The following is a 16,590-nucleotide window of genomic DNA, read 5'->3' as shown; positions in this document are numbered from 1 at the left end:
AGCATTTTATTGATAAATAATATTATTCTTAGTCGTAATATGCACTTATTGCTATGGTATATTCTTAGTGTTTTCACTTTCAAAAGGCCTATCTGACATGGAACAAGTTGGTATTTATGAAAAGCTTATTACTCAACTGATAGATAAAAGCATCAATCGTGATGTGTTCTATTTAGGTGAGCGGCCATTAGAAAGCGCTGAGGCCAGTGTTTGGCTATCGAGGTTTTTGACCAAGATAATGGAGAGTGCCATTGGTGCAATCCCTAGCGGAGACAATCAACTCACAGAGCAAATCGGTTTGGCAAATAAGTTAGTGCTTTGGTTGAAAGATCATGTTCAAGATGATCAATTGATCACTGAAAACTTACTCGATAGTAAAGGCCGTATATTAACAGCGCTATTTGATAAAAAAAATCCCATATCGACGGACTTTCCTGCGTTTACTAAAGCCATTTATCCGCTAACAGGATTAAGCCAAAGCGAACTTTTTTGTGGCAGCAACGCCGGAATTTCTTTAGACACCGAATTAAAGCGCGAGATTCGCTCAGCAGACAAAATTTATTGGTTAGTGTCTTTTATTAAGTGGGCCGGCATTCGGATTTTTAAAAATGAACTTGAAGAGTTCACTCGAAGTGGAAAAACCCTGCGGATCATTACGACATCTTATATGGGGGCGACAGATGCTAAAGCAGTCGAGTTTTTAGCAAGCCTGCCAAATACTGAAGTTAAATTGAGTTACAACACCAAGCGCGAGCGCCTGCATGCGAAATCTTATTTATTTTTGCGCAATACAGGATTTCATACCGGTTATATTGGGTCATCGAATTTATCGCATTCTGCGTTGACGAGTGGTCTTGAATGGAATTTAAAAATAACCACTCAAGAAATTCCTCACATAATCGATAAATCCCTCAACACCTTTGAGTCATATTGGCAATCGAGTGAATTTGAATTATTTGATGGCAATATTGAAGCGAAAAACAAACTTCATGAAGCATTGCGTGAGGCTAAAGGTAGCTATAGCGAAAGCAGTACCTTTCATTTTGATATAAAACCTTTTGCACATCAGCGAGAGATTCTTGAGCAGTTAAATGTTGAGCGTAGTATTCATCAGCGGTATAAAAATCTAGTAGTTGCAGCTACGGGCACTGGTAAAACGCTTATTTCAGCGTTTGATTTTGCCCGTTTTTATAAACTGCATCCAGAAGCTAATTTCTTATTCGTGGCTCATCGACAAGAAATTCTTAAGCAAGCATTGTCTGCGTACCGTGGTGTATTGAAGAATAATCAGTTTGGTGAATTGTGGGTTGCTGAGCACAAGCCTAATAGCTACCGGCACTTGTTTGCTTCGATACAAAGCTTAAACCTGCAATTATCAAGCTTACCGCTCACCACTGATTTTTATGATTATATTGTGATAGATGAAGTTCATCACATTGCAGCCAGTAGTTATCGAGGATTATTAGCGCATTTCTCATCCAAGATTTTATTGGGGTTAACAGCCACGCCAGAGCGTCATGATGGGCAAAACATTCTGGATGACTTTTGTGGGGTAATAGCTGCAGAAATTCGTTTGCCCGAAGCAATCAATCAGCGCTATTTATGTCCTTTTCAGTATTTTGCTATTAATGATGATACTGACCTTCGCCAAATAAAATGGCATCAAGGGCGATATGACATAGCAGAGTTAAGTCATTTATATACTCATAATGAACAACGAGTCACGCGCATTATTAGAAGCCTTAATGACACTGTCACTGATGTTCGTCAGATAAGAGCCTTAGCATTTTGTGTCAGTAAGCAGCATGCCGAATACATGGCGAGTAAGTTTACCCTAGCCGGTATTAGTGCAGATGTACTCACCAGTGATAATAGTCATGGACGACAGCAAAAACGCCAGAGTTTAATCAGCAGTAATATACAAATTTTGTGTGTAGTCGATATTTTTAATGAAGGTGTCGATATTCCAGAAGTTGATACATTATTGTTTTTACGTCCAACCGAAAGCTTAACCATCTTTTTACAACAGCTAGGCCGTGGGTTGCGGTTAACTGATGATAAACAGTGCTGTACGGTATTGGACTTTGTGGGCAACTCTCGTGATGAATATGATTTTTCACAAAAGTTTAGAGCGCTGGTTGGCAAAACGAATCAATCGATTAAAGATGAGATAACCAATGATTTTCCTCATTTGCCATTAGGCTGTCGAATTGAGCTTGAAGAACAGACTCAAGCTATGATTTTGCGAAATATTAGTCGCGCAACTATGAATGCAAATCGGTTACGACAGCTGATTAATAATTTTGAGCACCAGAGTACATTGACGTTAACACTTACGAATTTTTTACGTTTTAATCCACACGTTAATTTAGAAGATATCTATAAATTAAAAATGAGTTGGTTAGAGTTAGTCGAGAGTTCAAATATACATCAAATTAATGAACCTAATTCAGCTCTTCATCTTGCCAAAGCTTACTATCGCGCAATAAATTATCATTTGCTAACGTGCAGTTCTATCTCGTATTTACAGTTTCTAAGAAAGTTAATTATTGGTAATTTTAACTTTGAAGATAACGACACTACACAAGGTCAGTTTGCGTTAATGTGTCATTATAACTTTTGGGATAAATCAGGATTCGAACTAGGTTTTACAGGCCTTAAGCAAAGCTTGGCCGCGTTGAGACATACTCAATTACAAGCAGAACTTCTAGATGTCATAGCGTTACTTATCGATCGTATCCATCATCATGAACTTGAAATGCATATCCCCACATTAGATGTCTTAAAAGTGCATTCAAGATATACCAGAGAACAAATACTCGCAGCCAGTGGAGCCAGCTCCTTTGATAGAAAATCCACCGCCCGTGAAGGCGTTTTAGTTCTTAAGGAGCGTAATGTTGAATTGCTGTTTGTGACCTTGAAAAAGTCAGTAAAGCAGTTTTCTCCCACGACTATGTATCATGATTATGCGATTAACGAGTCGCTATTTCATTGGCAATCTCAAAATAGTGCAAGACCAGAATATGGAAGAGGTTTGGGCTATATTGAGCATGAAAAAATGGGCCGTAAATTGATTCTGTTTGTGCGAGAGCAAGCGAAAGATGAAAACGGCCGAACCATGGGCTTTGTCAATTTTGGTGAAGTGATTTATAGGAAACACGCTGGGGCGCAGCCAATGAATATAACCTGGAAATTAATGACTCCTATGCCAGATGCTATGTGGCACGAAGCCGCGAAATTGGCGGTAGGATAAGCTAGCCATATCGTCCTCTGCAGCTGTTGAAAACAGGATGTTTTCGTCAAGCCCCCATGGATGGGTTTACGGTGTATCGTTTTAGGAAACATGTTGATAATTGGGATGTTTCGTATTAATAACTTCAATAGTATTTAAGTCGTATTAACTTTAGAGTGAAGATATTTGGAGGTTATTATTTGGGGTGTATTCAGGAATGCTTCGTCATTATTGAAGATTATATACTCAAATGTAATCCTGTCGTATCCTATTTAAATTAAAGTGGGTTTACAAATTATATGTAAATAGTTAGTACAAAAGGAATTGATGATGTCTATATATAAGTCTTCAAATAGAGTTGAAAATCAAACTCTGAGTTTATCGCACCTTAGAGCTATTTGGAAAAGTGAACACAATGTGAGCGATAAACTATTAAGTGAAGTGGCTGAAGAGTTGAATTATAACGTTAATAAGTGTCAACTTAATACAGAATTAAGAATGTGTCACTTTATCGCTCAAGTAATGCATGAAGTTGGAGGTAAATTCAACTTAGAGGAGAATCTTAATTACAACGAAATGGCTTTGATATCTATATTCTCACATTATGGACGAACTCCTTCTGATGCAAAAGATCACGCATATAACAAGGCTACTAATAAAAAAGCGGATATCGAAGCTATTGCAAATCATGCATATGCGAATCGAATGGGTAATGGCAGTGTAGAGTCTGGTGACGGCTGGAAATATAGAGGTAGAGGTATGCTTCAATTAACCGGGAAATCAAATTATATTTCAATGAAAACAAAGCATAATAACTTGTGGAGTGCAAGTGTCGATTTTGTCGCAACCCCCGATTTATTACTACAACCCAAATTTGCAGTAAGATCTGCTCTAATATTCTGGCTGGAACATCAGCTTTATAGAAAAGCAGATATAGGGGAAAGTCGAATGGTTACGGATAGTATTACTAAAGTCATTAATAGTAAGACAACAAGTTACAATAAACGTCATGATAATTTAACTGATTTATTAAGAAGAAAGGTATTTAAAGATGTTTTTTAATAAAGGCTTTTATTTTTTTATAGTATTTTTAACTTCATTTTCACTAAATGCAAATGAGTTCAGATTATCTGAGTGGACTGATCAAGAGTATTTGTTATATTCTCCCTCTGAAGGTGCTGCTGAAGTAATTATAAACCGTCAGGCGTCAAATGACTTACAGTTAATTGCTGTTATACATGCTAGGTGCGAAGGAATAGATTACAGAGTTCCAGTAATTAGGGGGTACTTTGAAACAGGAGTGAGTAGTGCGGAATATTTGGAGTATGTCATCTTCAAATATGAAGATAAGATATATTCACCAATAAAATCAATTAGTTCATATTATGTTATTCCAAGTGATAAAAGTGAGTCTGTAAAACCTCATTTTTTAGAGTTTGAAACACAAAATACGACAGGCGGTTTTTGTAAGTATATAAATAACAAGACCGAATATGACAATCCTATTTATATTCAAAGTGATAAATGACATTTTCAGCGTTTTTGATTCAAACTAATACTCAACGGCTCAACTTTTGTGGGGATGTTTGACATTAAATTCAGTATTGCTTTGAAGCAGACTTGTTCTAGCCTAGATATTTTCGCTTTTGCGATTGATCAGACAAGATCTTTTCTCCAAGTCTCATGGATGGATTTTTGCGTGTTGCAGATGGCGATATGGTGGGCGGATTAACCCATGAACCTGTCGATAACTCATCAGATAATTGTAGTTTTCTAGGTCTTCGTTTTTAGTTCATCGGTCTTTAGGTTCTCAATGATTAAAAACAAAAATGGCAGCCACTTTGGCTGCCATTCTTATTGATGCTAGTAACTTATTTGGGTCAATTCACTAGCGGTTTATCACTTTAGTTCTTAGCTTAAAGCTCAAAGCCAAAGCGCTAGCTAGGGCTAGTTAATAGCCATCGATATAAAGTAACCAACAAATGTAGCGGTTACCACGCCAATAAAGCCTGGAATAATAAAGCTGTGGTTGAGTACGTATTTACCAATGTGGGTGGTGCCGGTTCTATCAAAACTAATTGCGGCTAAATCGCTTGGGTAGAATGGGAAGAAGAAATAGGCATAACATGCTGGCAGTACACCAATTAATACTGGAGCTGGGATGCCGAGTGAATACCCCAATGGCAGCATTATAGTTAATACCGCTGCTTGGCTTTTTAAGAAGATAGACGACACAAACATCGCGATAGCAAATGTCCATGGATACACGCTGACAATGTCGCTTACCGCGCTCACCAAATAGGTTTTATGGTGCTCAATAATGGTGTCACTCATCCATGCAATACCAAAAATGATAATGACCGCAGTCATACCGGCGGTAAACACGTTACTGGTGACAATTTTTTTCGGGGAGATATTGGTGGCGAGTAATATTACTCCACCGACTGACAACATCATAAATTGAATCGCTACCGACATGCTGACGCCAGCAGGCAGTATTTGCTTACTAAACATCGCCACCATGATAACGGCAAATATGCCCAGTAAAAATACTGTTAAGCCTTTCTTTGCTGTCGATTCGGCCTGGGGTGTTTGCACCTCATCTGCTTTTGGGTCGGTTAATGCTTCACGAAACTCATCATCTGTTAAACGTGCCTGAAACTCTTCATCTTTATCTAAATCTTTACCGCGCTTTAAGCTCCAAGTACACGCTACTAGTAAGCCTGTTAGTGTGGCGGGAATGGTCACCATGAGTACATCAAGTAAGTTAATATCTAGATTATTATCAACGGCAGTGGCAAGCACTACTGCTGCTGCAGCGGCAATTGGACTGGCTGTAATACCCATTTGTGATGCTACAGTTGCCATGGCTAATGGACGTTCTGGGCGGATGCCTTTTTTGTACGCCACATCGTAAATTACAGGAAGAAGGGGATAAACAGAATGACCCGTACCAACCAGAACGGTTAATGAATAGGTACACAGCGGGCCTAAAAAGACGATATGTTCAGGATGTTTACGTAATAGTTTTTCAGCAAACTTTACTAACAGCTTTAAGCCGCCTGTGGCCTCTAATGTCGCCGAAGCCGCCACTACGGCTAGAATAATTAACATTACACTGATAGGTGGCGCACCTGGTGCAACGCCAAATACAAATGCGAGTACCGAAACACCTAACCCGCCCAATAAACCAAAGGCGATACCGCCATGGCGAATACCAACAAATATCACCGCTAATAACAGCAGCATGTGTATATAAAACATCGTGTTTTCTCCCCGCGTAGGTTTTTATGTAGGTTGTTATTATTTTTAGCCTTTTGAAGGTATCCCACTACATCTTTGGGGTTAGTGACGTAACTCAAGCTATTGAATTGGGTGTGATAATAAATGTTTAAAACGTGAACAACATTACATACCGCTGCATATATTGTGTTGCGTCACTTTTGTAGGGGAGGGGGAACTGTATTCGAAGTACAGAGTATGCAGTTAACTACCCTGTTGACTTGCTTTGAGTAACATTTTAGCAATCGTTTTATCGTTACATTGTATTAGTTGCCAACGCTGGCAGTTGTTGAATGTGCAGTAGTGATCAATGGCCTCGATTAACGCAGCAACAAAATGTGTTTTGTCATTTAATTCATCATGTTGGTTCGTCAATGTGCTCGTTTCAATGTGCAGGTTTTGCAGTAACAAACATTGGTTTTTACGGTCGGCTTTTACATCCACGCGGCCAACAAAACCGTCACGCCATAGAATGGGCAGTGAATAATAGCCGAATTGGCGTTTAGCCTCAGGCACATACACTTCTATTTGATAATCAAACCCAAACCATTGCCTAAGCTTTTGGCGTTGAATGACTAAATTATCAAACGGATTAAGTAGCCAGACTTTATTGGGAATAGCAGTGGGTAAGGTGAGCGTAGGTTGGTAGAAGTAAACGTGTTGTGTATTGGCGCTGGGGTCGGTAAAGCTGGCGATATCACCTTGTTCGCACAGTTGTGCTAATGTTTGGCTGAGTAGAGGTTTGAGGCCTTTGCGTAAATATTGTATTTGCTGCAAATTACCAAAACCATGCGCCGATAAATAACGCTGAATCAAGTGTTGGGCAAATTCTGTATCGCTAGGCACTGTGGTGTCGATGTGCTTGGGTAGTACTCGCTCGGTTAAGTCGTACACCTTTTGAAACTTGTCGCGCCTAGCAACCATTAACTCGCCTTGCATAAACAACTGCTCAAGCGCTTTTTTAGCTGGTTTCCAATCCCACCAAGTGCCATTTTTAGTGTCTGATTCATGGGTAAACTGACTGGCTTTTAATGGACCTTCGGCACTAATACGGGCTTTAACTTCACGCATGACTTTATGTTCGGGTTCAAACCAATGCTTACCACCTTGTTGTAATTGCTGTTTGCGATACAGGCTAAAACGGTAATCTTCAATAGGCAGATAAGCAGCCGCATGGAACCAGTACTCAAACACGGTTTTATCGCTCATTGCTGCATCTAACATAGTGGCAGAATATTCGGGCAGACGATTGTGTAATACATGATGATGCGCGCGTTCAACCACATTAATAGAGTCAATTTGCACATAACTTAATTGCTGGATAAGTTTTGGCAATGACTCCAAAGGCTGTAATAAACCTTGTTGTTGCATATTGAGTTGGAGCCACTGTTTAGCTGAGTAGGGATTGGTCATTAAGCGCCCTATATTGAATGGGTAAACAAATCAAAATACGAGGATAAGTGCCATTGTAGGTCGAATTTTATAGTAGTGTACATCTCGCTGTTTATGATAGGTCTCTATAAATGACGGCGAGAGAATGTTGATATTTTTCACACGCTTTAGCGAGTAAATCTCACCTTAACGGTTACAGCGTGTAAGTTGTATTTTAATGCTTACAGCATGTAAGCCTGAGCTGTTTACTCATTAACATATTCAGCATTGGCTGAAAAATCCAAACCTAAAATCCAAAAAATTAAGCCCAGCAAATGCTGGGCTTAATGTTACTACGTCCAAGCTTTAAGCTTACTCGACGTTTTGGATCTGCTCGCGCATTTGTTCAATCAATACTTTTAGTTCTACTGCGGCAGAAGTGATTTCTGCGCTGATTGATTTTGAGGCTAGGGTATTTGATTCGCGGTTAAACTCTTGCATCATGAAGTCTAGACGGCGGCCTTCGCTGCCCCCTTTTTTAAGGATGCGGCGAGCTTCAGTTACGTGAGCTTCAAGGCGGTCCATTTCTTCGGCAACATCTTGCTTTTGCGCCAATAACACCATTTCTTGTTCGATACGGGCAGGGTCTAATTCACCAGCAATATCGGCTAAGCGGTTAGTTAATTTGTCGCGTTGATACTGCATTACCGTTGGCATGTGTTCACGCACAACCTTCACTTGCTCCATTACGCCGTCTAAACGGGTCAGTAGCATGTCTTTAATCGCTTCACCTTCACGGCCGCGAGCTTCGATAAACTGATCGATGGCACTGTCGAACGCGATCATTAAATCGGCACCTACACTATCCATATCTTGCTCTGCTGCGGATAGAACGCCAGGCCAGCGCAGTATATCTGTTAGGCTGAGTTCGCCTTGTCCGGCTTCTTGTTTTAACCAGTTTGCTGCACTTAATAGCTGTTTGGCTAAATCTTGATTCAGTTGTAATTCATTACTGCTGTTGTCGGCGAGTTCATAACGTAAATTAACTTCGATTTTGCCGCGGTTAAGGCGTTTACGTAAGCGATCGCGTAAGACAGGTTCAAAGCTGCGAAACTGCTCAGGTAGGCGCAGGTAGGTTTCTAAGTAGCGCTGGTTGACTGAACGGATTTCCCATGAGGCGGTGCCCCATTGTGCTTTGTGCTCGATACGAGCGTAGGCTGTCATGCTTTGGATCATGAAGTGTCCTGTTATGTTATTACGCGAATGTGAGTTGATTATAGCCGTTTTAGCGGATGGGATTAAAGGATTAGTCGATAGATTTGTGGCTTATCGCTGCTTACCATGGCATCTAACGGCGTGAAGCTCTATAATATGGGCTCAAATATGATATGAATTCGACTACAGGACTTTTCATGCGCCCAAGTAACCGTACACCAGCTCAAACTCGCCCTATCACTATTACGCGTTCTTTTACTGCACATGCTGAAGGCTCTGTTTTAGTTGAGTTTGGCGACACAAAAGTATTATGTACAGCAAGTTTCACTGAAGGCGTTCCACGTTTTCTTAAAGGCCAAGGCCAAGGTTGGGTAACTGCTGAATACGGTATGTTACCGCGTTCAACTCACAGCCGCATGGACCGTGAAGCGGCTCGTGGTAAGCAGTCTGGCCGTACTCAAGAAATTCAACGTTTAATTGGTCGTGCATTACGTGCAGCTGTAGACATGAAGTTGTTAGGTGAAAACACTATCGTTATCGATTGTGATGTTATTCAAGCTGATGGCGGTACGCGTACTGCGGCTATTACTGGTGCTTGTGTGGCGTTAGTTGATGCGCTTAACTGGGCTCGTGGTAAAGGCATTATTAAAGCTAACCCACTTAAGTTTTTAATTGCTGCTGTTAGTGTTGGTATTTACAAAGGCGAAGCGATCAGTGATTTAGAATACATTGAAGACAGCGCTGCTGAAACTGACATGAACGTTGTGATGACAGAAACCGGTAAGATTATTGAAATTCAAGGTACTGCAGAAGGCGAACCATTTAGCCATGAAGAGTTACTTGAGTTGTTAGTGTTAGCTAAAAACAGTATTCGCGAAATTGTCGATGTGCAAAAAGCCGCATTAAGTTAATATGCTGTTGAAAAATGAGGACCGATTACGGTCCTTTTTTTTAATCTAAAATTTGATGAAAGAGGAATAACCGTGAAAGCCTATCAACGCGAATTTATTGAGTTTGCTTTAGCCCGCCAAGTATTACGTTTTGGTGAGTTTACCCTTAAATCTGGCCGTACGAGTCCGTACTTTTTTAATGCAGGATTGTTTAATACGGGTAAAGACTTAGCGCGTTTAGGTCGCTTTTATGCTGCGGCGTTAATGGACTCGGGTATTGAGTTCGATTTGTTATTTGGCCCAGCGTATAAAGGTATTCCGATAGCGACAACCACAGCTGTAGCGTTATGCGATCATCACGATGTGGATATTCCTTACTGCTTTAATCGTAAAGAAGCCAAAACCCACGGCGAAGGTGGCAGTTTGGTGGGCAGCGAGTTAAAAGGCAAAGTCATGTTGGTGGACGATGTGATCACCGCTGGTACGGCTATTCGTGAATCGATGGAAATTATTAATGCCCACAATGCCCAACTTGCTGGTGTGTTGATTGCACTTGATCGTCAAGAAAAAGGTAAGGGCGAGCTGTCGGCGATTCAAGAAGTTGAACGCGATTTTGGTTGTCAGATTGTGTCGATTATTAAGCTTGCTGATTTAATCAGTTACTTGTCTGAAAAGCCGGGTATGGAAGCAGAACTTGCTTCAGTTAGCGCGTATCGTGAGCAATACGGCATTTAATCTTATTCAAATTTAAAACAAAAACGCAGCTCCTAGATGACAACATCGGTGGCTGCGTTTTTATTTGCGTGTTATTTACCACATTATTTTACTTGGTGTAAAAACTCGGCGCGGGTAGCTGGGTTTGATTTAAAAATACCGCCAAGCGCTGTAGTGGTAGTAGAGCTAGTTGAGTCCATGACGCCGCGGGATTTAACGCAGTAATGTACCGCATCCATTTTTACCGCAACGTCTTTGGTTTCAAGTAGAGTTTGCAGTGCCACTAACACTTGTTGGGTTAGGCGCTCTTGTACTTGTGGGCGTTGGGAAAAGAAGCGCACGATACGATTGATTTTAGACAAGCCAATAATTTTTGTGCGTGGCAAATAAGCCACCGTTGCGAAGCCATCAATGGTCACTAGGTGGTGTTCGCAGGTGCTGGTAAGACTGATGTCTTGTACACGCACCATTTCATCTACACCCATTTTGTTTTCGATAACCGTGATCTTAGGGAAGTTTTCGTAATCAAGCCCAGAGAATATTTCGTCGACATACATTTTTGCGATACGACGAGGAGTATCAACTAAGCTGTCGTCGGTTAGGTCGAGTGACATTAAGGTCAAGATTTCACGCATATGGTGTTCAATTTTGACTTTACGTTGTTCAGGCGTGGAAGTTTTTGGCAGCATTGGGGTTTCTAACCCACGGTCTTTTAGCGCTGCTTGTACTTTTATTGCGGCTTCACTGAGTGCCATATATCCTCCAACTACTCGATATCACTGTTTATATGAGTGTACGTTAATACCCACTTGGGCGCCCGCTAAGGGACGAGGAGAATAACGCGATTTGCGCTAAATTAATACTGTAGGTAACAAAAAAGCCGACCCCGTTAGTCGGGTATCGGCTTTTTGTGGTTAAACGCTTAAGCGATATCTACTTTACGTTTAGGTTCTCTTTGATGAACTTAAGCATGATGTCATAATATTTTGCACGGTTTTCGGCATTAAAGAAGCCATGGCCTTCTTTTCTCCAAATCTCTTTCTGAAATGGATAGTTAGCTTGTTCTAAGGCTTTTTCCATTGCTTCAAACTGTTCAATTGGCGCACGCTCATCTTCTTCACCATGAATTAATAGCACTTTAGCTTTCAGTTTATTAACATTGTGAGTTGGCGACATTGCACGTAGTTGTTGGATATCTGTACCCAATACGTCTTTTAAGTATGCCTCACCACCATAAGAGTCGGGTACATCGCCCGTTTTGTACATTTGCTCTAAATCATAAACACCGGCAACACCAACGGCACATTTGAACATGTCTGGCGCTAACATCGGGCTCATCAATGCTGAGTATCCGCCAAAGCTGCCACCCGAAATACATATTCTATCTTTGTCAGCATAGCCTTGATCGATGACATATTGAGTCGCGTCGATAATATCGTATTGAATTTTACTGCCCCAAGCGAGGTAACCAGACTCTTCAAACGCTTTACCATATCCACCAGAACCACGGAAGTTAACTTGTAACACGGCGATGCCATTTTGCGCTAACAGTTGGTTTTCTGGGTTAAATACCCATAAGTCGCGCGGGCCATGTGGGCCGCCATGTGGATTAACCACGAGAGGCATATTTTTATGTTCTTTCATGCCGACGGGTAATGTTAAATAGCCATGAATAGTGACGCCATCGCGATTGGTAAAACTGATGGGACGTACTTCTGACATTTCGCTAGGGTCTAGTTTTGCATTCTCAGCAAATAAGAATTTGAGTTTAAGCTTTTTACGGTCAAATAAGTAATAGTCGCCAGAGTTTTTGTCATTCATTGCCATAACAATAAGGGTATTACCGTCAACAGTTTCACTGACAATACGAATACGGTGATCAGGAATCGCAGCCATTAGCTGTTGTAATGCTTTTGCTTTATCGCTTTCTGTATCGACAAAGCGATACTCAGGATAACCATTTTCAAACTCTACCGCGTAGAGAGCGTTTGTTTGGTCGCTCACCCAAGTCATGAATGGATCGACAACATCATGTTGGATGATTTTTTTATGTTTAGCTGTAGCGAGTTCGACTTCGTAAATAGCGCTAGTCGCGCCTTCACCGTGAGCAATAGCATAAATTGATTTGTTGTCTTCGGTGAACGAAATAGGGTAGAAATCGGTTAGCCCGCCCTTAATTCTTTCAGCATCAACCCATTCACCATTTTCATAATAGAAGAGTTGATCATCGTTTTTCTTATCTCTGGCGAAGCTAAAGCGAACGTCTTCTTTATTATCAACAAGGAAGCCTGCATTTGCGATAGGTGAAGTTGTGAGGCGTTTACGTTTACCTGAATAGACGTTGACGCGATATACAAGGGTATATGCATAATTTTGTTTATTCCAAGGAAAGGCCATGACATAAATGTATTTGTCATCATCTTTTAAAGTATCTAAAACAAATGCACTTGCGCGAATAGCTTCATTATTTGAAATACTCGTTCCTGTCGAGCTGCCGCCATTATAACCAAACAGGTATTTAGATTTGCTGCCATCATAATTTACAGCGAGTAACTCACCATAATAATCTGACACTTCACGCTGGGCATGCTTATAGAGTTTTTGTAATACAATCCGCTCATCATTGACCCAATAATAGCGGCCAACTTCTTCATCACCACTGAATTTGACCGCATAAGTCGGCTTCATGGATTCAAGGTTTAGGATGAGCAAGGTGCGCTTTTCATCTTCAATGAGAATAACCGCGAGGTGCTCCCCATCTGGAGATATTTTGACTTCAGAAAACTCTGAATCGGCACTGAAGTCTTTAATTTGCGGAGCCGCAAAAGTGTGGGTGGTAAATAGAACGAGCAAACAACATGTGAGGTATAAAATGCGCAGCATAAATACAGTCCGTGTAATTAATGTTAAAAATGTAACGGTATTGTATTTAATTCAAGTGGTCGGAGCAATACGTACTCATTATTTATTCATTGAGATGAGGTGGAAATATGGACGTATATTACGACTTCCAATTTATGTTGATACCCGTTTGGTTGGCCTCTTTGCGCGGTTGAATTTGCTTGAAAGTCATAACGCAGGTACAAAAAAAGCCGACCCCGTTTGCCGGGTATCGGCTTGTTGATATAATATTTTTTAGCTCATTACGATTTAATGTTTAGGTTCTTTTTAAGAAATAGAAGCATTTTTTCATAATATTGGGCACGATTGTCATCATTGTAGAAACCATGACCTTCATCATCCATCACCAGTTTTTCATAGGGATAATCATGTGCTTTAAGGGCTTTTTCTAGTGATTCTAGTTGTTCAATGGGCGCTCGTTCATCGTCACCGCCATGCACTAGAAGCAAGTTTGCTTTCAGCTTATCTACATTTTCTGAGGGAGACATCGCCCTTAGTACTTCACTATTTTGACCTAAAACATTTTTAAGGTAACTAGTACCCGAAGCACTATTTGCAATATCTCCTTCATCGAACATCAGTTCTAAATTATAAATCCCTGCAAAACCGATAGCGCATTTGAACAGATCGGGTTCAAGTATTGCGCTTTGCAATGCACTATAACCACCAAAACTACCACCAGAAATACAGATACGGTTTTTATCTACATAACCTTGCTCAATGACATAATGAGTGGCATCGAGAATGTCATATTGTACTTCTGAACCCCATTTTTGGAATCCAGCTTGTTCAAAGTTTTGTCCAAAGCCACCTGAACCACGAAAATTGACTTGTAATACAGCCATCCCTTGATTTGCTAGCATTTGGTTTTGAGTATTAAACCCCCATTCATCTCTTACTCCATGCGGACCACCATGGGGATTGACTACAAGAGGGAGGTTTTTCGCTTCTTTATCATAAGGTAATGTTAAATAGCCGCTAATGACTTTACCGTCTCGGCTGGTAAAACTAATTGGCTTCACTTCTGACATTCGCGCTGGGTCGAGCCATTTCTTGGCAGAGGCTAAGTGTTGGAGTGTGATGGCCTTGGTATCAAATATATAATAATCACCGGGATTTCGATCGTTAAATGCCACCACGATGAGTTTTTCTGAATGACGAGTTTCGCTAACAATACGAACTTGATGGCCAGGTAATGATGCGAGCAACTGCTTTAGCAATTTTGAATGACTGTCTTCTGGATTGACGAAAGCGTAAGACGGATAACCATTTTCAAATTCAACTGCATAGAGTTTTTTGGTAGCTTGGTTTATCCAGTAATTACTGGGATCACTTTTGTCATCTTTAATAATTTGCGTTTTTTCACCTGTTTCTAGATTGATTTCATAAATCCCTAAGGTTTCGCCTTTTACCCGAGCCGCTGCATAAATACTGTTTTTATTTTCGGCAAAAGATATTGGGTAGAAATCATCCAAATTGAGTTTGAGGTTATCGGTGTTAAGCCATTCGCGGTCTTGACGATAAAATACTTTTGTTATGTTGTTTTCATCTTCGCCTGCAACAAAGCGTACTTCACCATCGTGATCGGTTAAAAATCGAGAGTAACCTATAGGCGAAGTGGTGACTTTTCTGCGGAACCCTTTGTATAAATCTACACGGTATACAGTCTGTGATAATTCATAGTTTAAAGAATTAGACTCATTCCATGGGATTGCATTGACGAGCATATAGCGGTCGTCATCGGGAAGGGGATCTAAAATAAATGCCGTTGCTCTTATGGGGGTATTTTTCTTTAGATGTGAACCAGTTTGTTGCTCGCCGCTATTAAAACCAAAAAGGTAAGTTGCTCTTGAGCCATCGGCATTAACAGCCATTAGCTCACCATAATACAGCGGTACGTCACTCCAACCTTTTAAATATTCTTTTTGCAGTACGATTCTTTCATTATTGACCCAAGCGTAATTACCTACTTGGGCATTGCCAGGGAAAAATATCGCGTGATGTATTTGTTTTGTTTTTGCATTTAATATTAGTAGCTTGTCTTTACCATTATGTTTGGTTATTGCACTAATATAGTCGCCTGTTGGAGATATTTTTACATTGCTAAATTCAGCCCCTCGGCTAAATAGTCGTGCAGTAGAAAGGCTTTCTGCTGCAAATGCATGGGTGAATAGGCCACCACAGACAAGTAACATAATGGTTAGGTATTTGGTGAAAATCATGAGACATCCTTGTTTAATCGTTCGTTCTTACTTCGTTTTTATGTGGTATAAATATTCGATCTGATACGGTTTAAGGGTAAAGGAAGAGTAAGTAGCATTGGCAGCAAAAGGACCGAACTAGCATCCTTTATTGATGCGATATTAACTTCTTAACAATTGCTGTTGAATAAACGTCCACTGTTCATCAAAGTGTTGTGTTGGCTTTTGTTTAAACTCACTGCGGACAAATTGTGAAATACGTCCTTCTGCAAAGGCTAGCAACAAGTTAGCTAAAATAGCTTCATCGATATTAAAGCCTACGCCTTCACGCAAGGTTTTTTCACGTAGAATTTGTTTGATGTGTGTTTCTATTTTGGCAAATAATACGTCAATTCTACTGCGTAAACGCTCGTTTTCACCTAGCAAGGCATCGCCATTAAGCACCCTTGAGATGCCTGGGTTACGTTCAGAAAATACTAATAGCAGGTGTAATACCAACTGGCAGCGGGTCATGGTGTCTTTTTCTTCGTCCATGATGATGTTTAAGCGTGATAAAATCGCATCTTCAATAAATTCGATTAAGCCTTCGAACATCCGCGCTTTACTGGGGAAGTGTCTGTACAGTGCAGCTTCTGACACGCCCACTTCGGCGGCGAGCTTTGCTGTTGTTATACGTTGACCTGGGCTGGTTTCGAGCATTTGTGCTAAGCATTGTAAAATATGCTCACGACGATTTATTTTAGGGCTTTCAGCCATTATCTGTTCCTTGGCTCAGTGACTACTT

At 40.6% G+C, this 16,590-nt stretch carries 12 protein-coding genes; 5 read left to right on the top strand and 7 right to left on the bottom strand.

What is annotated here, in order from left to right; translation table 11 throughout:
- The first annotated feature begins 97 nt into the window (after positions 1-97).
- The 3 genes from H5125_RS08995 to H5125_RS08985 all read left to right on the top strand — a co-directional run bounded on the left by H5125_RS08995 (position 98) and on the right by H5125_RS08985 (position 4,760).
- Positions 98-3,253 carry a DUF3427 domain-containing protein gene (locus H5125_RS08995; RefSeq protein WP_182744083.1) on the top strand — a complete coding sequence of 1,052 codons (3,156 nt, stop codon included), beginning with the start codon at positions 98-100 and terminating at the stop codon, positions 3,251-3,253.
- Between the two features lie 306 nt (positions 3,254-3,559).
- On the top strand, positions 3,560-4,294 hold the full coding sequence (locus tag H5125_RS08990) for a hypothetical protein (RefSeq protein ID WP_162024104.1): 735 nt from the start codon (positions 3,560-3,562) through the stop codon (positions 4,292-4,294).
- Positions 4,284-4,760: a hypothetical protein gene (locus tag H5125_RS08985; protein WP_162024103.1), complete on the top strand. Its 477-nt coding sequence runs from the start codon at positions 4,284-4,286 to the stop codon at positions 4,758-4,760. The genes H5125_RS08990 and H5125_RS08985 overlap by 11 nt, the downstream gene beginning before the upstream one ends.
- A gap of 419 nt (positions 4,761-5,179) precedes the next feature.
- On the opposite strand, the gene H5125_RS08980 is transcribed toward H5125_RS08985, so the two are convergent.
- The 3 genes from H5125_RS08980 to H5125_RS08970 form a co-directional block, all read right to left on the bottom strand.
- Positions 5,180-6,496, bottom strand: coding sequence for an anaerobic C4-dicarboxylate transporter (locus H5125_RS08980; RefSeq protein WP_011639250.1), 1,317 nt, complete (start codon positions 6,494-6,496; stop codon positions 5,180-5,182).
- 222 nt (positions 6,497-6,718) lie between these two features.
- A complete protein-coding gene (locus H5125_RS08975) occupies positions 6,719-7,927 on the bottom strand; it encodes a winged helix-turn-helix domain-containing protein (protein WP_182744055.1) in 1,209 nt (402 codons plus the stop codon).
- Between the two features lie 330 nt (positions 7,928-8,257).
- Positions 8,258-9,121 carry a YicC/YloC family endoribonuclease gene (locus tag H5125_RS08970; RefSeq protein WP_182744054.1) on the bottom strand — a complete coding sequence of 288 codons (864 nt, stop codon included), beginning with the start codon at positions 9,119-9,121 and terminating at the stop codon, positions 8,258-8,260.
- A 176-nt stretch (positions 9,122-9,297) separates the two neighbouring features.
- Between H5125_RS08970 and rph the strand changes: the two genes are divergently transcribed.
- Entirely contained in the window at positions 9,298-10,011 is a 714-nt protein-coding gene (gene rph / locus H5125_RS08965; RefSeq protein ID WP_011639245.1) for a ribonuclease PH, read from the top strand.
- A 72-nt stretch (positions 10,012-10,083) separates the two neighbouring features.
- The gene (gene pyrE / locus H5125_RS08960) at positions 10,084-10,725 is read left to right on the top strand and encodes an orotate phosphoribosyltransferase (RefSeq protein ID WP_101088525.1); all 642 of its coding nucleotides are present in this window, start codon (positions 10,084-10,086) and stop codon (positions 10,723-10,725) included.
- Between the two features lie 83 nt (positions 10,726-10,808).
- Here pyrE and folE read toward each other — a convergent pair whose 3' ends face one another.
- The 4 genes from folE to slmA all read right to left on the bottom strand — a co-directional run bounded on the left by folE (position 10,809) and on the right by slmA (position 16,562).
- The gene (folE, locus tag H5125_RS08955) at positions 10,809-11,459 is read right to left on the bottom strand and encodes a GTP cyclohydrolase I FolE (RefSeq protein WP_182744053.1); all 651 of its coding nucleotides are present in this window, start codon (positions 11,457-11,459) and stop codon (positions 10,809-10,811) included.
- A 178-nt stretch (positions 11,460-11,637) separates the two neighbouring features.
- Complete coding sequence (locus H5125_RS08950; protein ID WP_182744052.1) at positions 11,638-13,587, bottom strand: S9 family peptidase; 1,950 nt, start codon at positions 13,585-13,587, stop codon at positions 11,638-11,640.
- Between the two features lie 260 nt (positions 13,588-13,847).
- The gene (locus tag H5125_RS08945; RefSeq protein ID WP_259395427.1) at positions 13,848-15,800 is read right to left on the bottom strand and encodes a S9 family peptidase; all 1,953 of its coding nucleotides are present in this window, start codon (positions 15,798-15,800) and stop codon (positions 13,848-13,850) included.
- 168 nt (positions 15,801-15,968) lie between these two features.
- A complete protein-coding gene (slmA, locus tag H5125_RS08940) occupies positions 15,969-16,562 on the bottom strand; it encodes a nucleoid occlusion factor SlmA (protein ID WP_011639240.1) in 594 nt (197 codons plus the stop codon).
- Positions 16,563-16,590: the final 28 nt, after the last annotated feature.

The organism is Shewanella sp. SR44-4, from assembly GCF_014163715.1.
Taxonomy (GTDB): Bacteria; Pseudomonadota; Gammaproteobacteria; order Enterobacterales; family Shewanellaceae; genus Shewanella.
The sequence above is the reverse complement of the archived record's forward strand: the minus strand, read 5'-3'. Positions and strand labels throughout refer to the sequence as shown.

Coding starts and splice junctions, on each gene's coding strand:
- H5125_RS08950 (WP_182744052.1), bottom strand. CDS start 13,587: ATGCTGCGCATTTTATACCTCACATGTTGTTTGCTCGTTCTATTTACC.
- H5125_RS08990 (WP_162024104.1), top strand. CDS start 3,560: ATGATGTCTATATATAAGTCTTCAAATAGAGTTGAAAATCAAACTCTG.
- H5125_RS08980 (WP_011639250.1), bottom strand. CDS start 6,496: ATGTTTTATATACACATGCTGCTGTTATTAGCGGTGATATTTGTTGGT.
- H5125_RS08985 (WP_162024103.1), top strand. CDS start 4,284: ATGTTTTTTAATAAAGGCTTTTATTTTTTTATAGTATTTTTAACTTCA.
- folE (WP_182744053.1), bottom strand. CDS start 11,459: ATGGCACTCAGTGAAGCCGCAATAAAAGTACAAGCAGCGCTAAAAGAC.
- rph (WP_011639245.1), top strand. CDS start 9,298: ATGCGCCCAAGTAACCGTACACCAGCTCAAACTCGCCCTATCACTATT.
- H5125_RS08970 (WP_182744054.1), bottom strand. CDS start 9,121: ATGATCCAAAGCATGACAGCCTACGCTCGTATCGAGCACAAAGCACAA.
- H5125_RS08995 (WP_182744083.1), top strand. CDS start 98: ATGGAACAAGTTGGTATTTATGAAAAGCTTATTACTCAACTGATAGAT.
- H5125_RS08945 (WP_259395427.1), bottom strand. CDS start 15,800: ATGTTACTTGTCTGTGGTGGCCTATTCACCCATGCATTTGCAGCAGAA.
- H5125_RS08975 (WP_182744055.1), bottom strand. CDS start 7,927: ATGACCAATCCCTACTCAGCTAAACAGTGGCTCCAACTCAATATGCAA.
- slmA (WP_011639240.1), bottom strand. CDS start 16,562: ATGGCTGAAAGCCCTAAAATAAATCGTCGTGAGCATATTTTACAATGC.